This window comes from Roseovarius sp. D0-M9, from assembly GCF_037083805.1.
GTDB lineage: Bacteria > Pseudomonadota > Alphaproteobacteria > Rhodobacterales > Rhodobacteraceae > Roseovarius.
Window position 1 is genome coordinate 23,999 of sequence record NZ_JBAPKZ010000004.1, and the last position, 18,057, is coordinate 42,055.

At 67.0% G+C, this 18,057-nt stretch carries 20 protein-coding genes; 9 read left to right on the forward strand and 11 right to left on the reverse strand.

Annotated elements, in window-relative coordinates:
- The first annotated feature begins 19 nt into the window (after nucleotides 1-19).
- From V8352_RS04215 to V8352_RS04230, 4 genes are read left to right on the forward strand one after another with little or no spacing between them, the layout of a single operon-like run.
- Nucleotides 20-577, forward strand: a complete 558-nt coding sequence (locus V8352_RS04215) for a hypothetical protein (protein WP_336423016.1) — start codon at nucleotides 20-22, stop codon at nucleotides 575-577.
- Nucleotides 574-1,884 (forward strand): dihydroorotase, encoded by a 1,311-nt coding sequence (pyrC, locus tag V8352_RS04220; RefSeq protein ID WP_336423017.1) that lies wholly within the window; start codon nucleotides 574-576, stop codon nucleotides 1,882-1,884. Before V8352_RS04215 ends, pyrC begins: the two co-directional genes overlap by 4 nt.
- The gene (plsY, locus tag V8352_RS04225) at nucleotides 1,885-2,490 is read left to right on the forward strand and encodes a glycerol-3-phosphate 1-O-acyltransferase PlsY (protein ID WP_336423018.1); all 606 of its coding nucleotides are present in this window, start codon (nucleotides 1,885-1,887) and stop codon (nucleotides 2,488-2,490) included.
- Entirely contained in the window at nucleotides 2,487-2,741 is a 255-nt protein-coding gene (locus tag V8352_RS04230; protein WP_442970954.1) for a hypothetical protein, read from the forward strand. The genes plsY and V8352_RS04230 overlap by 4 nt, the downstream gene beginning before the upstream one ends.
- Here V8352_RS04230 and V8352_RS04235 read toward each other — a convergent pair.
- From V8352_RS04235 to V8352_RS04245, 3 genes are all read right to left on the reverse strand, one after another.
- Nucleotides 2,738-3,511, reverse strand: a complete 774-nt coding sequence (locus V8352_RS04235) for a 3'(2'),5'-bisphosphate nucleotidase CysQ (RefSeq protein ID WP_336423019.1) — start codon at nucleotides 3,509-3,511, stop codon at nucleotides 2,738-2,740. The genes V8352_RS04230 and V8352_RS04235 overlap by 4 nt on opposite strands.
- The gene (locus V8352_RS04240; protein WP_336423020.1) at nucleotides 3,498-4,844 is read right to left on the reverse strand and encodes a TldD/PmbA family protein; all 1,347 of its coding nucleotides are present in this window, start codon (nucleotides 4,842-4,844) and stop codon (nucleotides 3,498-3,500) included. Before V8352_RS04240 ends, V8352_RS04235 begins: the two co-directional genes overlap by 14 nt.
- A 161-nt stretch (nucleotides 4,845-5,005) precedes the next feature.
- Entirely contained in the window at nucleotides 5,006-6,544 is a 1,539-nt protein-coding gene (locus tag V8352_RS04245; RefSeq protein ID WP_336423021.1) for a DUF2125 domain-containing protein, read from the reverse strand.
- 268 nt (nucleotides 6,545-6,812) lie between these two features.
- On the opposite strand from V8352_RS04245, the gene V8352_RS04250 reads away from it, so the two are divergent.
- Together V8352_RS04250 and V8352_RS04255 are read left to right on the forward strand one after the other, a co-directional pair.
- A complete protein-coding gene (locus V8352_RS04250) occupies nucleotides 6,813-7,577 on the forward strand; it encodes an SDR family oxidoreductase (RefSeq protein WP_336423022.1) in 765 nt (254 codons plus the stop codon).
- Nucleotides 7,574-8,191: an enoyl-CoA hydratase/isomerase family protein gene (locus tag V8352_RS04255; RefSeq protein ID WP_336423023.1), complete on the forward strand. Its 618-nt coding sequence runs from the start codon at nucleotides 7,574-7,576 to the stop codon at nucleotides 8,189-8,191. Before V8352_RS04250 ends, V8352_RS04255 begins: the two co-directional genes overlap by 4 nt.
- A gap of 117 nt (nucleotides 8,192-8,308) precedes the next feature.
- Here V8352_RS04255 and V8352_RS04260 read toward each other — a convergent pair whose 3' ends face one another.
- From V8352_RS04260 to V8352_RS04295, 8 genes are all read right to left on the reverse strand, one after another.
- On the reverse strand, nucleotides 8,309-8,689 hold the full coding sequence (locus tag V8352_RS04260; protein ID WP_336423024.1) for a biopolymer transporter ExbD: 381 nt from the start codon (nucleotides 8,687-8,689) through the stop codon (nucleotides 8,309-8,311).
- Nucleotides 8,682-9,335, reverse strand: coding sequence for a MotA/TolQ/ExbB proton channel family protein (locus tag V8352_RS04265; protein WP_336423025.1), 654 nt, complete (start codon nucleotides 9,333-9,335; stop codon nucleotides 8,682-8,684). The genes V8352_RS04260 and V8352_RS04265 overlap by 8 nt, the downstream gene beginning before the upstream one ends.
- Nucleotides 9,332-9,754, reverse strand: coding sequence for a hypothetical protein (locus V8352_RS04270; protein ID WP_336423026.1), 423 nt, complete (start codon nucleotides 9,752-9,754; stop codon nucleotides 9,332-9,334). Before V8352_RS04270 ends, V8352_RS04265 begins: the two co-directional genes overlap by 4 nt.
- An 82-nt stretch (nucleotides 9,755-9,836) precedes the next feature.
- On the reverse strand, nucleotides 9,837-12,287 hold the full coding sequence (locus V8352_RS04275) for a GcvT family protein (RefSeq protein ID WP_336423027.1): 2,451 nt from the start codon (nucleotides 12,285-12,287) through the stop codon (nucleotides 9,837-9,839).
- Between the two features lie 22 nt (nucleotides 12,288-12,309).
- Nucleotides 12,310-13,206 carry a homocysteine S-methyltransferase family protein gene (locus V8352_RS04280; RefSeq protein WP_336423028.1) on the reverse strand — a complete coding sequence of 299 codons (897 nt, stop codon included), beginning with the start codon at nucleotides 13,204-13,206 and terminating at the stop codon, nucleotides 12,310-12,312.
- On the reverse strand, nucleotides 13,203-13,658 hold the full coding sequence (locus tag V8352_RS04285; RefSeq protein ID WP_336423029.1) for a pyridoxamine 5'-phosphate oxidase family protein: 456 nt from the start codon (nucleotides 13,656-13,658) through the stop codon (nucleotides 13,203-13,205). Before V8352_RS04285 ends, V8352_RS04280 begins: the two co-directional genes overlap by 4 nt.
- A 256-nt stretch (nucleotides 13,659-13,914) precedes the next feature.
- On the reverse strand, nucleotides 13,915-14,526 hold the full coding sequence (locus V8352_RS04290) for a LysE family translocator (protein WP_336423030.1): 612 nt from the start codon (nucleotides 14,524-14,526) through the stop codon (nucleotides 13,915-13,917).
- An 87-nt stretch (nucleotides 14,527-14,613) separates the two neighbouring features.
- Entirely contained in the window at nucleotides 14,614-15,066 is a 453-nt protein-coding gene (locus V8352_RS04295) for a GAF domain-containing protein (protein WP_336423031.1), read from the reverse strand.
- 115 nt (nucleotides 15,067-15,181) lie between these two features.
- Between V8352_RS04295 and V8352_RS04300 the strand changes: the two genes are divergently transcribed.
- The 3 genes from V8352_RS04300 to V8352_RS04310 all read left to right on the forward strand — a co-directional run bounded on the left by V8352_RS04300 (nucleotide 15,182) and on the right by V8352_RS04310 (nucleotide 18,056).
- A complete protein-coding gene (locus V8352_RS04300) occupies nucleotides 15,182-15,520 on the forward strand; it encodes an STAS domain-containing protein (protein WP_336423032.1) in 339 nt (112 codons plus the stop codon).
- A 19-nt stretch (nucleotides 15,521-15,539) separates the two neighbouring features.
- Complete coding sequence (locus tag V8352_RS04305) at nucleotides 15,540-16,040, forward strand: ATP-binding protein (RefSeq protein ID WP_336423033.1); 501 nt, start codon at nucleotides 15,540-15,542, stop codon at nucleotides 16,038-16,040.
- A gap of 438 nt (nucleotides 16,041-16,478) precedes the next feature.
- Nucleotides 16,479-18,056, forward strand: a complete 1,578-nt coding sequence (locus V8352_RS04310; RefSeq protein WP_336423034.1) for a gamma-glutamyltransferase family protein — start codon at nucleotides 16,479-16,481, stop codon at nucleotides 18,054-18,056.
- Nucleotide 18,057: the final 1 nt, after the last annotated feature.

The following is an 18,057-nucleotide window of genomic DNA, read 5'->3' on the forward strand; positions in this document are numbered from 1 at the left end:
GCACGAAAGGGACGGCGGCATGAGTGACAAGATCGAAATCAAGGCGACCGAGACGGGCGTCGTGCGCGTCTTTGCGGTCGATATCCCCGCAGATCAGATCGCGGCCTTTACCGCGCGCAATGGCCGTTGGCCCCTGCGCGAGGCACTGGGGGCCGAGGCGCTGGATGCAGATCATGTCGAGGTGTTCGATGCGTCCGATCTGGCCAGCGTCGGCCTGCCCGGCTATCTGGCCGACGGGCACGCCATCCCGGAGGATCAGCTGGAGCCGATGCGCGCGCGGCTGATGGCGCAGAAGGGCACCCTGATGGTCGTCACCTCGCGCGCGTTTCAGGGCACGGCGCAAACGCTGACGCCCCGCGCGCCGCTCAGCCTGATCGGCACCTTTCAGGAGGCGGATGATCCGATCACCTTCGGCGCCCTGCCCGATGCCTCCGCCCGCACGCCCGAAGCCGAGCCAGAGGCCGAGGAACCCGCGCGCAAGGCCCCGTCAGATGCCGCCATGTCGGGCCGCGTGGCCACCGTGGTGCTGCTTGTGCTGGCCCTTCTGGTCATCGTCATGGTCTGGATCGCCGCATGACGGCCACGGACAGCACCCTCATCACCAACGCGCAGATGATCGACCCCGAGGCAGGCACCGTCACGCGCGGCAGCATCCTGATCGAGGCGGGGCGGATCAGCCGCGTCACGCCGGATGATATGCAAGGCGCCGTGGCAGAGGATGCGCCGCGCGCGGGCCGCGTCGTCAATGCCGGGGGCAAATTCCTCGCCCCCGGCATCGTCGATATCGGCGTGAAGGTCTGCGAGCCGGGCGAACGGCACAAGGAATCGTTCCGCTCTGCCGGTCTGGCCGCCGCCGCCGGGGGCGTGACCACCATGGCCACGCGCCCCGACACGCTGCCCGCGATCGACAGCCCCGAGGTGCTGGAATTCACCCGCCGCCGCGCCAATGAGGCAGCACCCGTGAACGTCCTGCCAATGGCGGCCCTGACCAAGGGGCGCGAGGGCCGCGAGATGACCGAGATCGGCTTCTTGATGGATGCGGGCGCAGTCGCCTTCACCGATTGCGACCATGTCGTGCAAAGCACCAAGGTGTTTGCCCGCGCGATGACCTATGCGCGCGCCTGCGGCGCCCTGATCATCGCCCATCCGCAAGAGCCGGGTCTGTCGGCGGGCGCTGCGGCCACCTCGGGCAAGTTCGCGTCGCTCTACGGCCTGCCCGCCGTCACGCCCATGGCCGAGCGGATGGGCCTTGATCGCGACATCGCCCTGCTGGAGATGACCGGCGCGCGCTATCACGCCGACCAGATCACGACGGCCCGCGCGCTGCCCGCGTTGAGCCGGGCCAAGCGCAACGGGCTCGACATCACTGCCGGGACATCCATCCACCATCTCACGCTCAACGAACTGGACGTCTCGGGCTATCGCACGTTTTTCAAGGTCAAGCCGCCGCTGCGCAGCGAAGAGGACCGGCAGGCGATCATCGAGGCGGTGCGCAGCGGGCTCATCGACACGATCAGCTCGATGCACACGCCCCAGGACGAAGAGAGCAAGCGCCTGCCCTTCGAGGAGGCGGCCAGTGGCGCCGTCGCGCTCGAGACACTCTTGCCGGCGGCGCTGCGCCTTTATCATTCGGGCGATCTGGATCTGCCGACGCTTTTTCGCGCACTGGCGCTCAACCCGGCCAAGCGGCTGGGCCTCGCATCGGGGCGCCTCGCCGTGGGCGCGCCTGCCGATCTGGTGCTGTTTGACGCGCACAAGCCCTTCGTGCTCGACCGTTTCAAACTGAACTCGAAATCCAAGAACACACCCTTTGACGGGGCGCGTATGCAGGGCCGGGTGCTGGCCACCTATGTCGCCGGGGCGCGCGTCTATGAGGCCGAATAAATGCCAGTGATCGAGACCTCCGCCGCCCTTCTGCTTGTGTGGGCGCTGATCGGCTATCTGCTGGGCTCTATCCCCTCGGGCATGATCCTGGCGCGCGTTCTCGGGCTGGGCAACCTGCGCGAGATCGGATCGGGCAATATCGGCGCGACGAACGTGCTGCGCACCGGATCAAAAAAGGCAGCAGCAGCGACGCTGGTGCTGGACGGGCTGAAGGGCGCTGTGGCGGTGCTGTTGGCGCGCGCGATCGCGGGCGAGGACGCGGCGCAACTGGCAGGGCTGGCGGCCTTTCTTGGCCACTGTTTTCCCGTCTGGCTGGGCTTTCGCGGCGGCAAGGGGGTGGCGACATTCCTCGGCCTGATGCTGGCGCTGGCTTGGCCTGTTGGCCTCTTGTGCTGCGCGGCATGGCTTGCCACGGCGGCACTTGCGCGCATCTCGTCGCTCGCGGCGCTGGTTGCGGCGCTCAGCGCACCGGTCTGGATGCTGCTTCTGGGATACGGGTCGATGATCGTCCTTGGCGTGGTGGTGGCCGCGCTGATCCTCTGGCGGCACCGCAGCAACATCGCGCGGCTGCGCGCGGGCACGGAGCCGCGGATCGGCGCCAAGTGAAGGTGTTTCTGGCGGCCTTCGATGCGCTGCCTCTGGGGGTCTTTGTCGGCGCGGCGCATGGGCGGCGCTACGTCGTGACGCGCCAGGATTTCGTAAGCGGGGCGGCGCAAAAGCTGGTGGCCGAAGAGTGCTGCGGGCCAGATTACATCAGCCTGAACCTTTACCGCCTGACCTCGGGCGCGCGGCTGAAGCCCTGCGAGATGCCTCGGGAAAAGGTGGTGCGGTTCGTCATGGATCTGGAACCGCTTTAGGCCAGCGCGCCGACGATCTCGCCATGCAGGCGCGGGCCTGCTGCCACCATACCATCCACCTGCGGCACCGCATTGTTGAAGCGCAGCGCCTTGCCGCGCCGGTCGGTCGCCAGCGCGCCCGCCTCGCGCAGGATCAGATCGCCTGCGGCCACATCCCACTCCCACGTCTTGCGCAGGGTCAGCATCGCGTCAAAACGGCCCTCTGCCACGAGGCTGAGGCGATAGGCCAGCGAGGGGCGATGCTCGCGCTTGAAGGCCGGAACGGCGCCGCGCCAATGCCGCGCCTCAAGCATGGGGCGCGCGGCCAGGAGGGTCGCGCCCTCGGCCCGGTCCGCAAGGCTTGCCCGAATGGGCGCGCCGTTCAGCGTCGCGCCCTCGCCCAAGGCGGCGGCATACATGAGGTCGAGCATCGGCAGATAGACGACCGCCGCCGTCACCACCCCCTCATCAACCACGGCCAGCGCATGCGCCCATGCGCTGTTGCCCTCGATAAAGCTGCGCGTGCCATCTATGGGGTCGATGATGAAGGTGCGCGGCGCGGCAGCGCGCAGGGGGTCATGCGTGCTCTCTTCGCTGAGCCAACCGTAGGCGGGCCGCGCGCTGCGCAGCTTGGCCTCGAGCATGTCGTTGACCGCAAGATCGGCCTCGGTGACAGGGCCCGCGTCCTCGGGCTTGTCCCAGCGCCTGACAGAGCCGCCGACATAGCCGGTCGCCACCTCGCCCGCCGTGCGGGCTGCCTCGATCAAAAGGGGCAGGTCATGTGCCGGCAAGGGTCATCCCCTCGACCAGAACTGATGGGACGACCGACGACAGATGCGTGCGCGCGTCATTGGCGGGCGTCATGCGCATAAGCATGTCGTGCAGATTGCCCGCGATGGTCAGCTCGTTCACCGGATAGGCGATCTCGCCATTCTCGATCCAGAAGCCCGAGGCCCCGCGCGAGTAATCCCCGGTATTGGAATTGATCGTCGAGCCGATCATCGACGTCACCAACAGGCCCGTGCCCATGTCGCGGATCAGATCCGCGCGGCTGGCGCTACCTTGGGTCAGGGCGATGTTCCATGTGCCCGGGCGCGGCGGGCCGGACATGCTGCGCTTGGCATTGGCGGTGGACTGGAGGCCCAACTGGCGGGCACTGGCAAGGTCCAGCACCCAGCCCGTCAGCACGCCCTTGTCCACAATCGCGCGGGGCTTGGTGGGCAGTCCCTCGCCGTCATAGAGCCGCGATCCGGCCACGCGAGGGCGGTGCGGATCCTCGATGATGCTGAGTGCCTCGGGCAGCACCTGCTGGCCCAGTCTGCCGCGCAGCCATGTCGCCCCGCGCGCAACGGCGGCGCCATTGGCGGCGCTCAGCAGGTGGCCGATCAGCGAGGTTGAAATCCGTTCGTCAAAAAGAACCGGATAGGCGCCCGTCTTGGGGCGGCGCGCGCCCATGCGCTCGGCGGCGCGCTGGCCCGCGCGCGCGCCGATGTCGGCTGCGGCGCGCAGATCGGCGTCCCAGATGCGCGCGTCGCCATCCGAATCGCGTTCCATCCCTGCGCCAGTGCCGGCGATGGCCGCGCAGGAGACATACCAATCCGTGCGCGTGTGCCCCGCCTCGAACCCGTTGCTGGCCGCCAGCCAGACGCGCCGGCGATCATAGCCTGCGGTCGATGCCTGCACCTGGCTCACGCCCGGCGTGGCAAGGGCCGCCGCCTCGGCCTCGGCGGCGCGGCGTTGCAGCTCGGCGGGTTCGGGCTCGGGCGCGGGGTCGGCCAGTTGCAGCGCGTCCATATCCCAATCGCGGGCCAGCTGGCTGGCATCGGCAAGCCCGGCATGGGGGTCTTCGGGCGCCTCGCGGGCCATGGCCACCGCGCGTTCGGCCAGAATATCCAGCGTCTCGGGGCGGATGTCGGAGGATGACACATTCGCCTGCCGCCGCCCGACCAGCACGCGCAGGCCGACGTCAGTGGCCTCCGACCGCTCGGCCTGTTCAAGCGCGCCGCCGCGCACGTCGATCACCTGCGAGGCGCCAGTGGCGACCATTGCATCGGCGCTATCGGCACCCGCGCGGCGCGCAGCGGCCAGCAGGGACTGAGCCAGATCGTCAAGTTTGTGCGTCATCGAACCACCGCCTTTCAGATGCCTGCCTCAGGTAGTCCGGTCGTGCTCCCTGCACAAGGGCACATGCCAATGCAAAGGGCCGGGGCCAATGCAAAGGGCCGGGGTGTGCCCCCGGCCCTCGCGCCGCATGCGGCGCTCGCGCGCTGGCTGATGCCTGCGCGCTATTTCAGTTGCTGACCGTTGGCGATGATGCCGCCCGCCTCGGTAAACTCGATCTCGGACTTCAGCACATCCTCGCCGTCGCCCGGCACAGCGGCCATGCCCAGCGTCATACGCGCCATCATCGCCTGTTCAGAGCCCAGCATGCCCATCGAGACAAGCCTGTCCAGCAGCGTGTTCGCCCCCGTCAACGTGAACGAGGCCGCGCCCACCGGCTTGGGCTGACCCCCATAGCTTTCGGTGTCGGTGTTATCGAACGTCACCGCGCCCTCGCCGGTAAGTTCGGCCCCGACAAGGCTGACCAACAGGCTGTTCAGCGTGAGCGCGTCCAGTTGCGCCGGGATGTCATCCTGCTCCTCGACTTGGGCCATTTGCGCCGGGTCCATGATATCGGCCAGAATGCTGGCCTTGCCGTCCACATCCAGCGCCACGGTGGCCGGATCACGCGGCAGAACGTTCTGCCCGTCGATCATCGACCACGCCGTATCGCTCAGCGTCAGGCCGCCCAGCAGCAGGTTCAGCGCAAAGTCCTGCGGCTCCTCGGCCTGAGTGAGTGGAACGGCCAGGTCGAACTCCGTCTCTTCCATCGCCATGGAGACCGCGAAGGGCAGCGGCGGCACCAGCGCTTCGACCTTCAAGCCCTGCGATGTGACGCCATAGGCAAGCCCCTCCTCATCCATCCGCATGGTCAGCTTGCCCCCCTCGCTGGAGGTCGATCCGCTGGTGGTGTTACCGCCCGATGTCGCCTCGAACGTGCTGCCACCGGGGCCAAAGACATAACCGCCATCTATTGCAAAGCCCGACGCCAGCGCCGCCGACAGATCATTGGCGTCAACGCCCTCGGGCATTACAAGCTTGCCCATCATTTCGAGCGTTTCGAACTGGCCCGCGATCTTCGTGTCGCCGCCCTCGGGAGCGCTGACATCGAAGGTGTAAGTTGCGGGGCCAGCCATGACCTGCTGATTGGCGGTGCGCCCTTCCTCCAGCGTCATCACTGTGCGCCCCTTGAGGTTCTCCAGATCAAAGCGGATTTCACCCAGATCGACGGTCTCGCCCTCGGCCTCCAGGCCGGTCGCGGTCAGGCCAAGGCCGCTCGCGCTGTAGTCATAGGTCATCTCGGAGGCGTCGCCCGATACGGTGCTGACCATGTCGGTCGTGCGATAGAGCATCTCCAGCGTGTAGGTCTCAAGGCCCGTACCCGCGATGCTGATCGGCATTTCAGCGGGATAGACGATGGCGACGGTGCCGTCACCGTTGTCGCGCATCACAATCTCGGGCACGGTAATGACCGTCTCGCCCGCATCGTCCGGCAATGTCTGCGTCAGGGTGATGTCCGAAAGCTCAAGCCCCTCATCCGTCTGCGTTTCCTCCGCGTTCACGGCCATGTCGAAACTGCCCATGTATCTTTGCCAGTCGGCCCAGACCTCGGCCGGGGTGACATCGGCCATCGCACCGCCGGTGCCCATCATCAGCGCCAACGCGCTGGTTGCGGCCCTTGTGGCGGCCTTGCCGCCGCGCGTGTGTGTGCCTTGGAAAGTCATGTCGCGCCTCGTCGATCAGGAAGTTTGGGCCGAGTTTCGGGCGATTGCGGCCCAGCGTCAAGGCCGCAGGCCGGGATGGCACACGACGGGCAGGTGTCCGCGGCGGCAAACCCAAGGTCGGGGCGGCCGCAGCTGAGCATGGCCCGCCCCCGGTCTGGATCCCTGCTCCAGATCCCTGCTCCAGATCCCTGCTCTGTGCCCCGCCTCTGGACCGCGGCCGCGACGGGCGCTACGCATAGCGTGACACGCCCCTTGCAGGAGAAACGCCATGACCACCGCCCCCGACATGACAGGACAAACCGTGCTGATCACCGGCGCCAGCCGTGGCATCGGCGCCGAGGCCGCGCGCGTATTTGCCGGCGCAGGCGCGCAACTTGTGCTCATGGCACGCTCCGAGGGGGATCTGGCCGAGGTTGCTGGCCCCCTGAACGCGCTTGCCGTGACCGGGGATGTGGCCAACTACGCCGATATGCAGCACGCGGTGGCGCTGGCCGAGGAACGGTTTGGCAGGCTCGACGTGCTGATCGGCAATGCCGGTGTCATCTCGCCCATCGCCATGCTGGACGAGGCGGACCCAGAGGCATGGGGCCGCGCCATCGACATCAACCTCAAGGGCGTCTTTCACGGGATGCGCGCCGCCATGCCCGGGATGAAGCGTGCAGGGCGCGGCACGATCCTGACCGTCTCTTCGGGGGCGGCGCATAGCGCCCTCGAGGGGTGGAGCGCCTATTGCGCCTCCAAGGCGGGCGCGGCCATGCTGACCTCGGCCGCCCATACCGAAGGTGCGGCGCATGGCCTGCGTGTCATGGGCCTCTCGCCCGGCACGGTCGCCACCGACATGCAGCGCGACATCCGCGCCAGCGGCGTCAATCCGGTCAGCCAGCTGGAGTGGGATGCCCATATCCCGGCGGACTGGCCCGCGCGCGCGCTGCTTTGGATGTGCGGCGCCGGGGCCGATACGTATCTGGGGCAAGAGATTTCGCTGCGCGATCCGGGCACCCGCGCCGCCATTGGCCTGGGGGATGCCGCATGATTGCCGTTGAAGAGCAAGACGGCATCTGGACCGCGACCATTGACCGCCAAGCCAAGGCCAACGCGGTCAGTGAGGACATGCTGGTCCGTCTGTCCGAGATCGCCGAGGCCGCAGCGCGCCCCGGCGCCGCGCGCCTGCTGATCCTGACGGGGGCGGGCAAGGTCTTTTCCGCCGGAGCGGATCTGGCCGAGATGCAGACCGGCCTTGCCACCTCCCCCTCGTGGGAGCGGCTGTCATCGGCCATCGCGTCCCTGCCCTGCCTCAGCATCGCGGCGCTGAACGGGACGGTGGCGGGCGGCGCCATCGGCATGACGCTGGCGTGTGATTTCCGCGTGGCCGCGCCCGGCGCCGAAGTATTTTATCCGGTGATGAAGCGCGGGTTCCTGCCGCAGCCATCGGACCCCGCGCGCCTGACTGCGCTGGTCGGCCCGGCGCGCGCGCGCCGTGTGCTGCTGGCGGGCGAGCGGCTGGGTGCACAGACCGCGCTCGACTGGGGGCTATACGACCGGATCGCCGAGCCCGGCGCACTGCGCGAGGCGGCGATGGAACTGGCCGATCACGCGCTGGCGGCAACGCCCGAGCATGTGGCAGCGATCAAGCGGATGATCCCCTGAGCCTCAGTCAAGCCCCTGCTCGGTCACGATCAGGATGCGCCCCGCCCCCGCCGCGCGCAACTGGCGCGCGATGCGCACCAGATCGGCAACTCGCGCCGCGCCCCCGGCGCGCGCGTCTCATGAATCCCCCAGTACGGTCGGGGAGATGCCCGCGATCCCGCGCAGCAGCACCAGCAGATCCGCGAGGCGCTGCGAGGTGACAGCATCCCCGAGCGCAATCAGCAGCGGCTGCGCCTCGCCCGCCTCGGGCCGCGCGCGCAAGGCGGCGCCCAGCGCCTCCAGCGCCATCGCCTCGCCGTTCAGCGTCACGTCTGAGGCGCGCAATTGCACGAAGAGCGGGCGCGCATTGGCAGGCGCGCCCGCGCCCGCCGCAGCGCTCAGCTCGATCTCGGAGAACTTGGAGAAGGTCGAGGACAGCATGAAAAACAGCAGCAAAAGAAAAATGACGTCGATCAGCGAGGTCATCGACAGACGCCGCAGCCTGCGCGATCTACGCATCCTGCGCCGCCGCCGCGGGGACCGTCGCCGCGCCGCGATCCCCGCGCGGATGCAGGATGGCGGCCAGTGCGCGCTCGGCCGTGACGCGCTCGGCGTCCATGCGGCCCTCCAGCCAGCTCAGGACAAGGGCCGTGGGCATCGCCACCGCCAGCCCGACGGCGGTGGTCAGCAGCGCGACCCAGATGCCCCCCGCAAGGATAGACGGATCAACCTGCGCGCCCGCCTCCTGTAGCGATTGAAACGCCTCGATCATGCCCAGAACCGTGCCAAAAAGCCCCAGTAGCGGCGCAAGCTGCGCCACGGAGTCCAGCAGGCGAAAGCCCGTTTCCAGATCCGCAAAGCGCGTCTCCGCCTCTGCCGCCAGCCGCTGCACGTCCTTGGGGCCGGAGGTAAAAGCCATGTCCACGACCGGCGCCAGATAGCTTTGCGAGCGGGCCAGAGCAGCGCGCGCACCGGCCCGCTCGCCCGCGTCCCACGCAGCCACCGCCTCGCCCAGCGCGGTGTGACGGCCCACGCCCGCCGCCGAGAATTGCCATATTTTGTAGAGGATCACCGCCAGCGTCACGATGGACACCGCCAGCAGCAACAGGACGACCGGCCCGCCCAGCGCCGCGATCTGGCGGATGGGATCGAGAAGGGCGTTCATCCCTTGAGCGCGATTGCGGTGCGGCTGGTCAGCAGCAGATCCGTCTCGCAGGCCCGCTCCGGCAGATCCGCGCCGCTGCAGGTCTCGGCCCCGTTGATCAGGATGGCGCCCAGCGCTTCACAGGTTTGCCCCGCCAGTGCAAATTGCCGCACGCGCGGGCGCGCAGGCGGCAGCGCGCCCATGTCAAAAAGCGTCAGACGCTCGACCTGCCCGGCGGCATCAAAGAGCACCGCCTCGTAGATCGCCTGATCTATCGGCGCATCGTGGCCGTTCTGCACCAAAAAGGACAGCGTGCAAGCGCCCTCAATGGTGCGGGCCGCGTTCAACTCGATCGAGACCGCCGCGCCAATCGGCTCGTCGGCCAATGCGGGCAATCCCGCGACGAGCGCGATGGTCGTCAAAAGGGGCCGCAATGCCATGGATCGTCTCCCGCCCGCTGTGCATATATGCCTCAGTGTTTCACCATATGGGGCACATCATGGCAATGCCCGCCTGCGCCCCTCAGCTGCGCATCCGCGCGTTTTGAGGGTCATACATCGGCCTCAGGCTCGCTTCGGCGGGCACACGCGTGCCCGCAACATCAATTTCATAGGTCGAGGCCAGCACCTCCTCGGCAGATTGGCCCTCGCAGGGCACATAGCCCATCGCGATGGCGCCGCCCAGATGATGGCCATAGCTGCCCGAACTGACATGGCCGACGATCTCTCCGTCGCGCAAGATCGGCTCATTGTGATAGAGCAGCGGCTCGGGGTCTGTCAGGCGGAATTGCACCATACGCGCGGCCAGCCCCGCGTCCTTCTTGCGCAGCACCGCGTCCCGGCCGATGAAATCCGGCTTGGACATCCTGACCGCAAAGCCAAGCCCCGCCTCCAGCACATGATCCTCGCAGGTGATGTCATGCCCGAAATGGCGAAAGCCCTTTTCGATCCGACAACTGTCCATCGCGTGCATCCCGCAAAGCGACATGCCATGCGCCTGCCCGGCCGCGTGCAGCACCTCGAAGGCGTGGCCCGCCATATCAGCGCTGACATAGACCTCCCAGCCCAGCTCGCCCACATAGCTCACGCGGTGAACACGGGCGAGGCCCATGCCCAGCTCGATCTCCTGCGCGGTGCCGAAGGGGTTGGCATCATTGCTGAAATCGGCGGGCGATACGGCGCTCAGCACCTCGCGCGCTTTGGGCCCCATGACGGCCAAGACGCCCTCGCCCGCCGTCACATCGGTGATGACGACATGGCGGTCGCCGCGATGGCGCTCCATCCACGTCTGATCGGCCAGCCGCGTGGCAGCGGGGGTGACGACGAGATAGGCCGTCTCGCCAAGGCGCGTGACCGTCACATCCGCCTCGATCCCGCCGCGCGCGTTCAGGAACTGCGTATAGACGATGCGCCCGACCGGGACGCTGAAATCGCCGCCGCCGATATGGTTGAGAAAGCTTTCTGCATCCGGTCCCTCGACACGCAGCTTGCCGAAGGAGGACATGTCATACATGCCCACATTTTCGCGGATCGCACGATGCTCGGCCTCGGCGTTGGCGAACCAGTTCTGCCGCTTCCAGCTGTAGTGATATGCGCGCTCCTGTTCGGGTGCGGCAAACCAGTTCGCGCGCTCCCACCCGGCAGCCTCGCCCATGACGGCGCCCTGCGCCAACAGCTGTGCGTGAAAGGGCGTGCGCCGGATACCGCGTGCGGTGGCCTTTTGCCGATACGGGAAGTGGTCGGCATAAAGCAGGCCCAGTGTTTCCTTCGACCGCTCGAAAAGGTAGGTCTTGTTACTCTGAAATGGCTGCATCCGCGCGATGTCCACATCGCCCAGATCAAAGGGTTTCTCGCCACTGTCCATCCACAGGCTCAGCGCGTGACCCGCCCCGCCAGCCGACTGGATCCCGATGGAGTTGAAGCCGCAGGCGACCCAGACATTGTCCATCTGGGGGCTGAGGCCGAGGTGGTAGGCGTCATCGGGGGTAAAGCTTTCGGGTCCGTTGAAGAAGGTGTGGATGCCCGCCGTCGCCAGCATGGGCATCCGGGCGCAGGCGGCCTCCAGAATGGGCTCGAAGTGATCGAAATCCTCGGGAAGCTGGTCGAATTCGAAGGTGTCGGGAATGCCGTCCATGCCCCACGGCTTGGATACCGGCTCGAACGCGCCGACCAGCATCTTGCCTGCGTCCTCCTTGTAATAGGTGCATTCGTCCGGCACGCGCAGCACCGGCAACTGGCCAAGCGCCTCGATCGGCTCGGTCACGATGTAGAAATGCTCGCAGGCGTGAAGGGGCACGGCGGCGCCCGCCATGCGGCCCACCTCATGCCCCCACATGCCCGCGCAATTGACGACCATCTCGGCCTCTATATGGCCTTCCATGCTGCCATCGTCGCTGGCCCAGTCGACGCCGGTGACGCGCCGGCCATCGCGCGCCATGCCCGTCACGCGCACACGCTCCTGCACCCGCGCGCCCCACTGGCGCGCACCCTTGGCCAGCGCGAGCGCGATGTTCGCAGGGTCCGCCTGCCCGTCCGTGGGCAGCCAGACACCTCCCGTGACGCCCTTGATGCTCAGATGCGGATAGCGCGCCTTGATCTCTTGTGCCGTCAGCTCTTCGGCCGGCACGCCGAAGGCGCGGGCCATGGCCGCCTGACGGTGCAATTCCTCCAGCCGCTCGCCCGTGAGCGCCGCCGAGATCGAGCCGCCCTGACGAAACCCCGTGGCAACCCCCGTCTCCGCCTCCAGCCCGGTATATGATTCAGCCGAATAGCGGGCGAGTTTGGTCATGTTCGCCGAGGCGCGCAACTGTCCGATCAGGCCCGCCGCATGCCATGTGGTGCCCGAGGTCAGCTGCTTGCGTTCCAACAGGATGACATCGCTCCAGCCCAGCTTGGCCAGATGATAGGCGACCGAACAGCCGACGACGCCGCCGCCGATGATGACCACGCGGGCCTTTGTGGCCAGATCCTCCATGACCGCGCGCTCCCTTGGCCAACTAGACGATGGTGTGACCCGCCGCGTCGAGGCGCCGGGCAAGCTCGCGGATGTGATCGGGGCCGACCTCGCAGCAGCCGCCGACGATCGTGGCTCCTTGCGCGACCCAGCTCATGGCGAAATCGGCATAGAGGCTGGGTGTCAGATCGCGCCGCGCGGTCAGCGCATCGACGGTGGGCGCATCCTTGAGGAACCCTTCGGTAATATGGTCGAACCCGTTGGCGTAGGCCCCAAAGGGCAGGCCGAAGCCGCGCAGCGTGATCAGACCCGCGCCAACCGCCTCGGGGCGGGTGCAGTTGATCAGCAGGGCATCGGGCTGGTAACGCGCGATGACATCCCCCAGCGCCTCCAGCCGCTCGCCAGAGCGCAGGCGGGTTCCATCGTCGTCCATCACAGTGACCGACAGCCATACGGGCAGGCCCGCATCCGCACACCCCAGCAGGGCGCCCTCGGCCTGCTCGACCGATGCCGCGCTCTCGATCAGCAGCAGATCCACCCGGCCCTGCATCATCTGGACCAGTTCGGCATACAGCGGCGCGGCCACCTCGGGAGGGGGGCAGATGTCGGGTCTGTAGGACGCGCCCAGCGGCCCCAGCGTGCCGGCGATATGGCCTTCGCCGAAGTCCCGGCGTGCCGTCTCTGCCTCGCTCAGGGCACATTCGACCAATGCGGCGAATTGATCTTCCAGCCCGGCAGGCGCGAGGCGGTCACGGTGGATCGGGTAGGTGTTGGTGCTGGCGATGGTCGCACCAGCGCTGAGATAGGCCCCATGCACAGCCGCGACGAGGCCGGGCCGCTGCATCATCACGCTGGTCGACCAGAGGCTGGTCGGCGCATCGCCCGCGCGCTTGACCAATTCCTGACCGATCGAACCATCCAGAAGGATAATTTCGCTCATGGGTAGATCTCCTTGAACTTCGCCACGTAGGCGGCAACCATTTCGGCCTCGGTCATGCCATCGTCGTACGGCGGTGTCGTCACCTCGCGCGCCGCCTCAATGTCGATCAGCACAAGATCGGTGATGCGGCCCGCAAGATCACCCCATTTCGCCTGCCAAATGCCGATCAGCGCGTTGAACTCGGCGCTGCCGCTGGCCGCCACGCGCGCGGTGCCGCGCACGCGCAGGCCCTTGCGCTTCCATTGGTCGATGAAATTGACCTCGGCCCAAGGCGCGCGGGCAAGGTTGCGCAGCGTGCCGGGCGAGCGGATGTTGCCAAAGCCGATGGCCCCGTCGCCCAGCACGAGAAACGTCCCCTTGGGGCTGACCGCCGGGCGCCCCTCGGGCATTACCGTTGCAACGAACCCCAGCGGAAAGGTGGCGATCAGGTGTTTTGCGTTCTCACTCAACATCAGACTCAAATCCGTTCATCCTGAGTTCCCCCCGACCCGCACGATGCACAGCCCAAAGCCCCGCAGAGCGCCCACCGGCCTCCTCGGGCATCTCACTCAGGATCGGGCCGCCGCTGCCGACGCACAATACATAGGACGCCTCGAGCGCGCCCGCACGCAGATTTGCGCGATCCGGCAAATTTTGCCAGCAAGCGGCACAGGAGGGCCGAGAGATACCTTACGGCATGTCAAATCCGCCAAACGCCGCGCTCGGCCCTTACGGCAAGGCTGCGGCGCCCAGAAGCGCGCCATAAACGACAAAGCACACCGCCAAACCTCGGCGCAGCGGGCGCGATGCGACCGCGCCCAGAGCCGAGCGGCCCAGCATCGCGCCCAGCGCGGTGTAGCCTGAATAGCTGAGCGCCGTCAGGCTCAGCGCGGTTGGCACGATCACCCACATCTGTGCGCCGATGGGCACATCCGGCTGCACGAACTGGGTGAACGCGGCAAGGTAGCCCGCGACGCTCTTGGGATTTATCGTGGCAATGAGAAACGCGCGGCCATAGACCGTTCCACCCGCCACTTCGGCCACGCTCAGCGCGCGGCCCGCCTGCCGCCAGGTGCGCACACCCAGATAGATGAGGAAAGCGGCGCCAATGGCTTTGGCCACCTGAAACGCCACCGGCGAGGCCAGCAGCAGCGCCGAGACCCCTAGCGCCGACAGCGCCAGAAAGAGCGCCGCCTGAGTCAGGATGCCCGCGATGCCAGGCACTGACCTGCGAAAGCCCAAGGTGACGCCGTTGGTGATGCAATTGACGGCGTTCGGCCCCGGCGTCGTCACGAAGACGGCCCAGAAGGTCGCAAAGATGCTCCAGCCCTCCCAGCTCATCCGGCCGCCTTGTGAGGGGGTGGGGGCACAATAACCGGGTGCGCGCGATGCGCGGACATGGACGCCGCGTCCATGGCGCGCCCCGCACTACCCGCCAAAGGTCTGTCGCAAGAGGCGCGTCAGCCCCTCGACATCCTGCTGATCGAAGGCACCGGGGCGGTCACTGTCGATATCCAGAACGCCGATCAGCGCGCCGGCCCGATCCCGCACCGGCAGAACGATTTCGGACCGTGTGCTGCTGGAGCAAGCGATATGGTCCTCGAACGCTTCGACATCATCGACCAGCTGCACCTCGCCGGTGCGCGCCGCCGCGCCGCAAACCCCGCGCGCGAATGGGATCACCAGACAGCCGTGACTGCCCTGATAGGGGCCGATCCGCAACACCTCTGGCCCGGTCACGCGGTAGAACCCCGTCCAGTCAAAGCGTGGGTCGGCATGATGAAGCTCACAAGCCATGGTGGCCATGAGCGCGACGGTATCTTCTTCGCCGTCAGTCAGCGCAGCCAGCACCTTGGCCACCTCGTCATAGTTGATCCGCATTTTGCCCCCGCTCGCTGTTGTGACGCTGGTCTAACTTTTTCGGCGGGCGAGAACCAGATGGTAACGAATTGGTCCTAGCGTGAGGGCAACCAGAACGAGCGTATTGGAGTGGTTCATGGATTTGACCAGCAGCAGGCAAGGCGCCTACCACGTCATCACGGTGAATGCCGCGCGCATCGACGCGGCGGCGGCCATCGCCTTCAAGGAGGCGCTGCGCGCGCAGACGGCAGCGGGCACCGAGGATGTCCTGCTGGACCTTGGCGCAGTGGAATTCATCGATTCGAGCGGCCTAGGGGCGATCGTCGCCGCGCTCAAGCTGGTCGGGCCAAGCCGTCGCCTCGATTTGGCCCGGCTGACGCCCGATGTGCAAAAAGTGTTTCGCCTGACCCGGATGAACACGATCTTTGCGATCCATGAGGCGATCGAAGATGCGGCGCCCCGGCGCGCAGGATAACAGCCGGAAAGGGAATGCAATGACACCGGCAGCCGATCGCGCAGGCCCCATCAAGGCCGAGCGCCCGCATGAATTGCGCCTGACATTTCTTGCCTCTTGCGAGGATGTCCGCCACGCGCTGAGCGATCTGCGCACCTTCCTGCGGGACGCGGGCATTGACGCCGATGAGCGCGGCACGGTTGAAATCGTTCTGGCCGAGGTTTTGAACAACGTGGCCGAGCACGCCTATGCGATGCGCGAGCCGGGCAAGGTCTGGCTGGATGTTACGCTGGAGGAGGAGTCTCTGATCGCAGATATCACCGACGCAGGTGTGCCCCTGCCGGGGCTATGCCTGCCTGCAGGGCGCAACCCCGCGCCCGACGCGGCGATAAGCAGCCTTTCGCGCCATGACCTGCCCGAAGGTGGATTTGGCTGGTTCCTGATTCGCAGCCTGACATCAACGCTCCGGTATCGCCGGGTGGCGGGACGCAATCATCTGCATCTGGCGATGGATCTTGCTGCCTCGGACGCATCTGACTAAGCGAGGCGCAGGTTAACCAGCCCGCGCGGCACAGATACAACGGCGCGATATACTGGCCAACCACCCGAGCGGCGAGTGCATTGCACTGCGCTGATCCGTGTTTTGCAAGAATTCGGCAAAAGGCGAGCCATTCCGCGCCTCGCGCCATCCATCCCCCCTCCAAGCTGGCCGAGGCCGGGCGCATGACCTCTGACACAGTGCTGCCCAAAACTTGCCAACATCTTTTCTCATTCCCGACGAAGTAAGCCGCTAGTGGTAGCATCGTAGCTGCAAAAGCTTCCCTCGACGCCGCGTTTAACAGCCCCCCCCCAGTGCGCGGCGTCGAGGACCTATTCGCAGGCCATTCGTATGGCGCGTGACATTCCCCTTCAATTCAGTGCCTTGGCATTTGGCGGGCTGCCCCCTAACGTGCCTGCATTTCCCGATGCAGGAGCCGTTATGCGCGATTTTCATCTGCCCGGCCGTTCGCCCGTACTGGCGACCAACGGCATGTGTGCCACGTCCCACCCCCTTGCCGCCAAGGTCGCGGTCGACATCCTCGAACGGGGCGGCAACGCCATGGACGCGGCCATCGCGGGCGCTGTCCTTCTGGGCATCTGCGAGCCGCAGATGACCGGCATCGGCGGCGATTGCTTTGCCCTCTTCACCAAACCGGGGGAGAGCGGCGTGCAGGCCTTCAACGGCTCGGGCCGTGCGCCTGCTGCCGCCAGTGCCGCCGCGCTGCGTGCCAAGGGCATGGATGCGGTGCCGCTCTATACCGCCGACGCGGTGACGATCCCCGGCGCGATCGACGGGTTCTGCCAGCTCAGCGAGCAGCATGGCAAGCTGGGCCTCGACGCGATCCTCGCCCCTGCCATCCACTATGCCGACGAGGGCGTGCCGGTGGCGCCGCGCGTCGCGTGGGATTGGATCGAATCCTCTTCAGTCCTCAAGGATCACGCGCTGGCGCATTACCTGCCGGGCGGCACGCCGCCCAAGATGGGCACGCTGTTCCGGGCCCCCGGCCAGGCCGAAGTGCTGCGCCGCGTCGCCGCCAAGGGCGCCAGTGCATTCTACGAGGGGGAGGTCGCGGACGACATGCTGGCCGCGTTGACCGCAGCCGGAGGCGTGCATGACGCAGCAGATTTCGCAGGCCATCGCGGCGACGCAGCAGAGCCGATCAGCGGCACCTACAAGGGCCGCAAGCTGGTCGAGCATCCGCCCAATGGACAGGGCGCGACAGCGATCCTGATGCTGAACATCCTGGCACAGTTCGACGTGGCCGCGATGGATCCCTTGGGCGCAGACCGCGCGCATCTGGAGGCCGAGGCGACCAAGCTGGCCTATGACACACGGAGCCGCATCATCGCCGATCCGGACCACACTGCGCGCACCGACTTCATGCTGAGCATGGACACCGCGCAAAGACTGGCCGCGATGATCGACATGAAGCGCGCCATGCCCTCCGCCAGCCAGATGACCGAGGCGATGCACCGCGACACCGTCTATATCACCGTCGTCGACAAGGACCGCATGGCCGTGTCGCTGATCTATTCAATCTTCCATGGCTTCGGGTCCGGCATCGCGTCCGAAAAATTCGGCATCCTCATGCAGAACCGCGGGGCGGGCTTTACCCTCGCCGAGGGGCACCCGAACGCGTTGGCCGGCGGCAAGCGGCCGTTCCACACGATCATTCCCGGCATGATCTGCGATGGGGAGCGTGCCGTGATGCCCTTCGGCGTGATGGGCGGCGCGTACCAGCCTGCGGGACATGCGCGATATGTCTCGAACCTTGGCGATTTCGGGATGGATCCACAGACGGCCATCGACGCGCCGCGCGCCTTTGCCGACAAGGGTGAGTTGCGCGTCGAGCGGGGCTATTCAGACGCCATACGCGCAGATCTGGCCGCGCGGGGGCACAAGGTGGTGATCCCGGACGAGGCCATCGGCGGCGCGCAAGCGGTGCTGATCAGGGAGGATGGCGCGCTGGAGGGGGCGTCAGATCCGCGCAAGGACGGCTGCGCGCTGGGGTATTGAC

Bases quoted from the DNA above. Each gene is read 5' to 3' on its own strand.
- V8352_RS04215 (WP_336423016.1), top strand. From the start codon at position 20: ATGAGTGACAAGATCGAAATCAAGGCGACCGAGACGGGCGTCGTGCGC.
- pyrC (WP_336423017.1), top strand. From the start codon at position 574: ATGACGGCCACGGACAGCACCCTCATCACCAACGCGCAGATGATCGAC.
- plsY (WP_336423018.1), top strand. From the start codon at position 1,885: ATGCCAGTGATCGAGACCTCCGCCGCCCTTCTGCTTGTGTGGGCGCTG.
- V8352_RS04240 (WP_336423020.1), bottom strand. From the start codon at position 4,844: ATGACGCACAAACTTGACGATCTGGCTCAGTCCCTGCTGGCCGCTGCG.
- V8352_RS04245 (WP_336423021.1), bottom strand. From the start codon at position 6,544: ATGACTTTCCAAGGCACACACACGCGCGGCGGCAAGGCCGCCACAAGG.
- V8352_RS04250 (WP_336423022.1), top strand. From the start codon at position 6,813: ATGACCACCGCCCCCGACATGACAGGACAAACCGTGCTGATCACCGGC.
- V8352_RS04255 (WP_336423023.1), top strand. From the start codon at position 7,574: ATGATTGCCGTTGAAGAGCAAGACGGCATCTGGACCGCGACCATTGAC.
- V8352_RS04260 (WP_336423024.1), bottom strand. From the start codon at position 8,689: ATGCGTAGATCGCGCAGGCTGCGGCGTCTGTCGATGACCTCGCTGATC.
- V8352_RS04265 (WP_336423025.1), bottom strand. From the start codon at position 9,335: ATGAACGCCCTTCTCGATCCCATCCGCCAGATCGCGGCGCTGGGCGGG.
- V8352_RS04270 (WP_336423026.1), bottom strand. From the start codon at position 9,754: ATGGCATTGCGGCCCCTTTTGACGACCATCGCGCTCGTCGCGGGATTG.
- V8352_RS04275 (WP_336423027.1), bottom strand. From the start codon at position 12,287: ATGGAGGATCTGGCCACAAAGGCCCGCGTGGTCATCATCGGCGGCGGC.
- V8352_RS04280 (WP_336423028.1), bottom strand. From the start codon at position 13,206: ATGAGCGAAATTATCCTTCTGGATGGTTCGATCGGTCAGGAATTGGTC.
- V8352_RS04285 (WP_336423029.1), bottom strand. From the start codon at position 13,658: ATGTTGAGTGAGAACGCAAAACACCTGATCGCCACCTTTCCGCTGGGG.
- V8352_RS04290 (WP_336423030.1), bottom strand. From the start codon at position 14,526: ATGAGCTGGGAGGGCTGGAGCATCTTTGCGACCTTCTGGGCCGTCTTC.
- V8352_RS04295 (WP_336423031.1), bottom strand. From the start codon at position 15,066: ATGCGGATCAACTATGACGAGGTGGCCAAGGTGCTGGCTGCGCTGACT.
- V8352_RS04300 (WP_336423032.1), top strand. From the start codon at position 15,182: ATGGATTTGACCAGCAGCAGGCAAGGCGCCTACCACGTCATCACGGTG.
- V8352_RS04305 (WP_336423033.1), top strand. From the start codon at position 15,540: ATGACACCGGCAGCCGATCGCGCAGGCCCCATCAAGGCCGAGCGCCCG.
- V8352_RS04310 (WP_336423034.1), top strand. From the start codon at position 16,479: ATGCGCGATTTTCATCTGCCCGGCCGTTCGCCCGTACTGGCGACCAAC.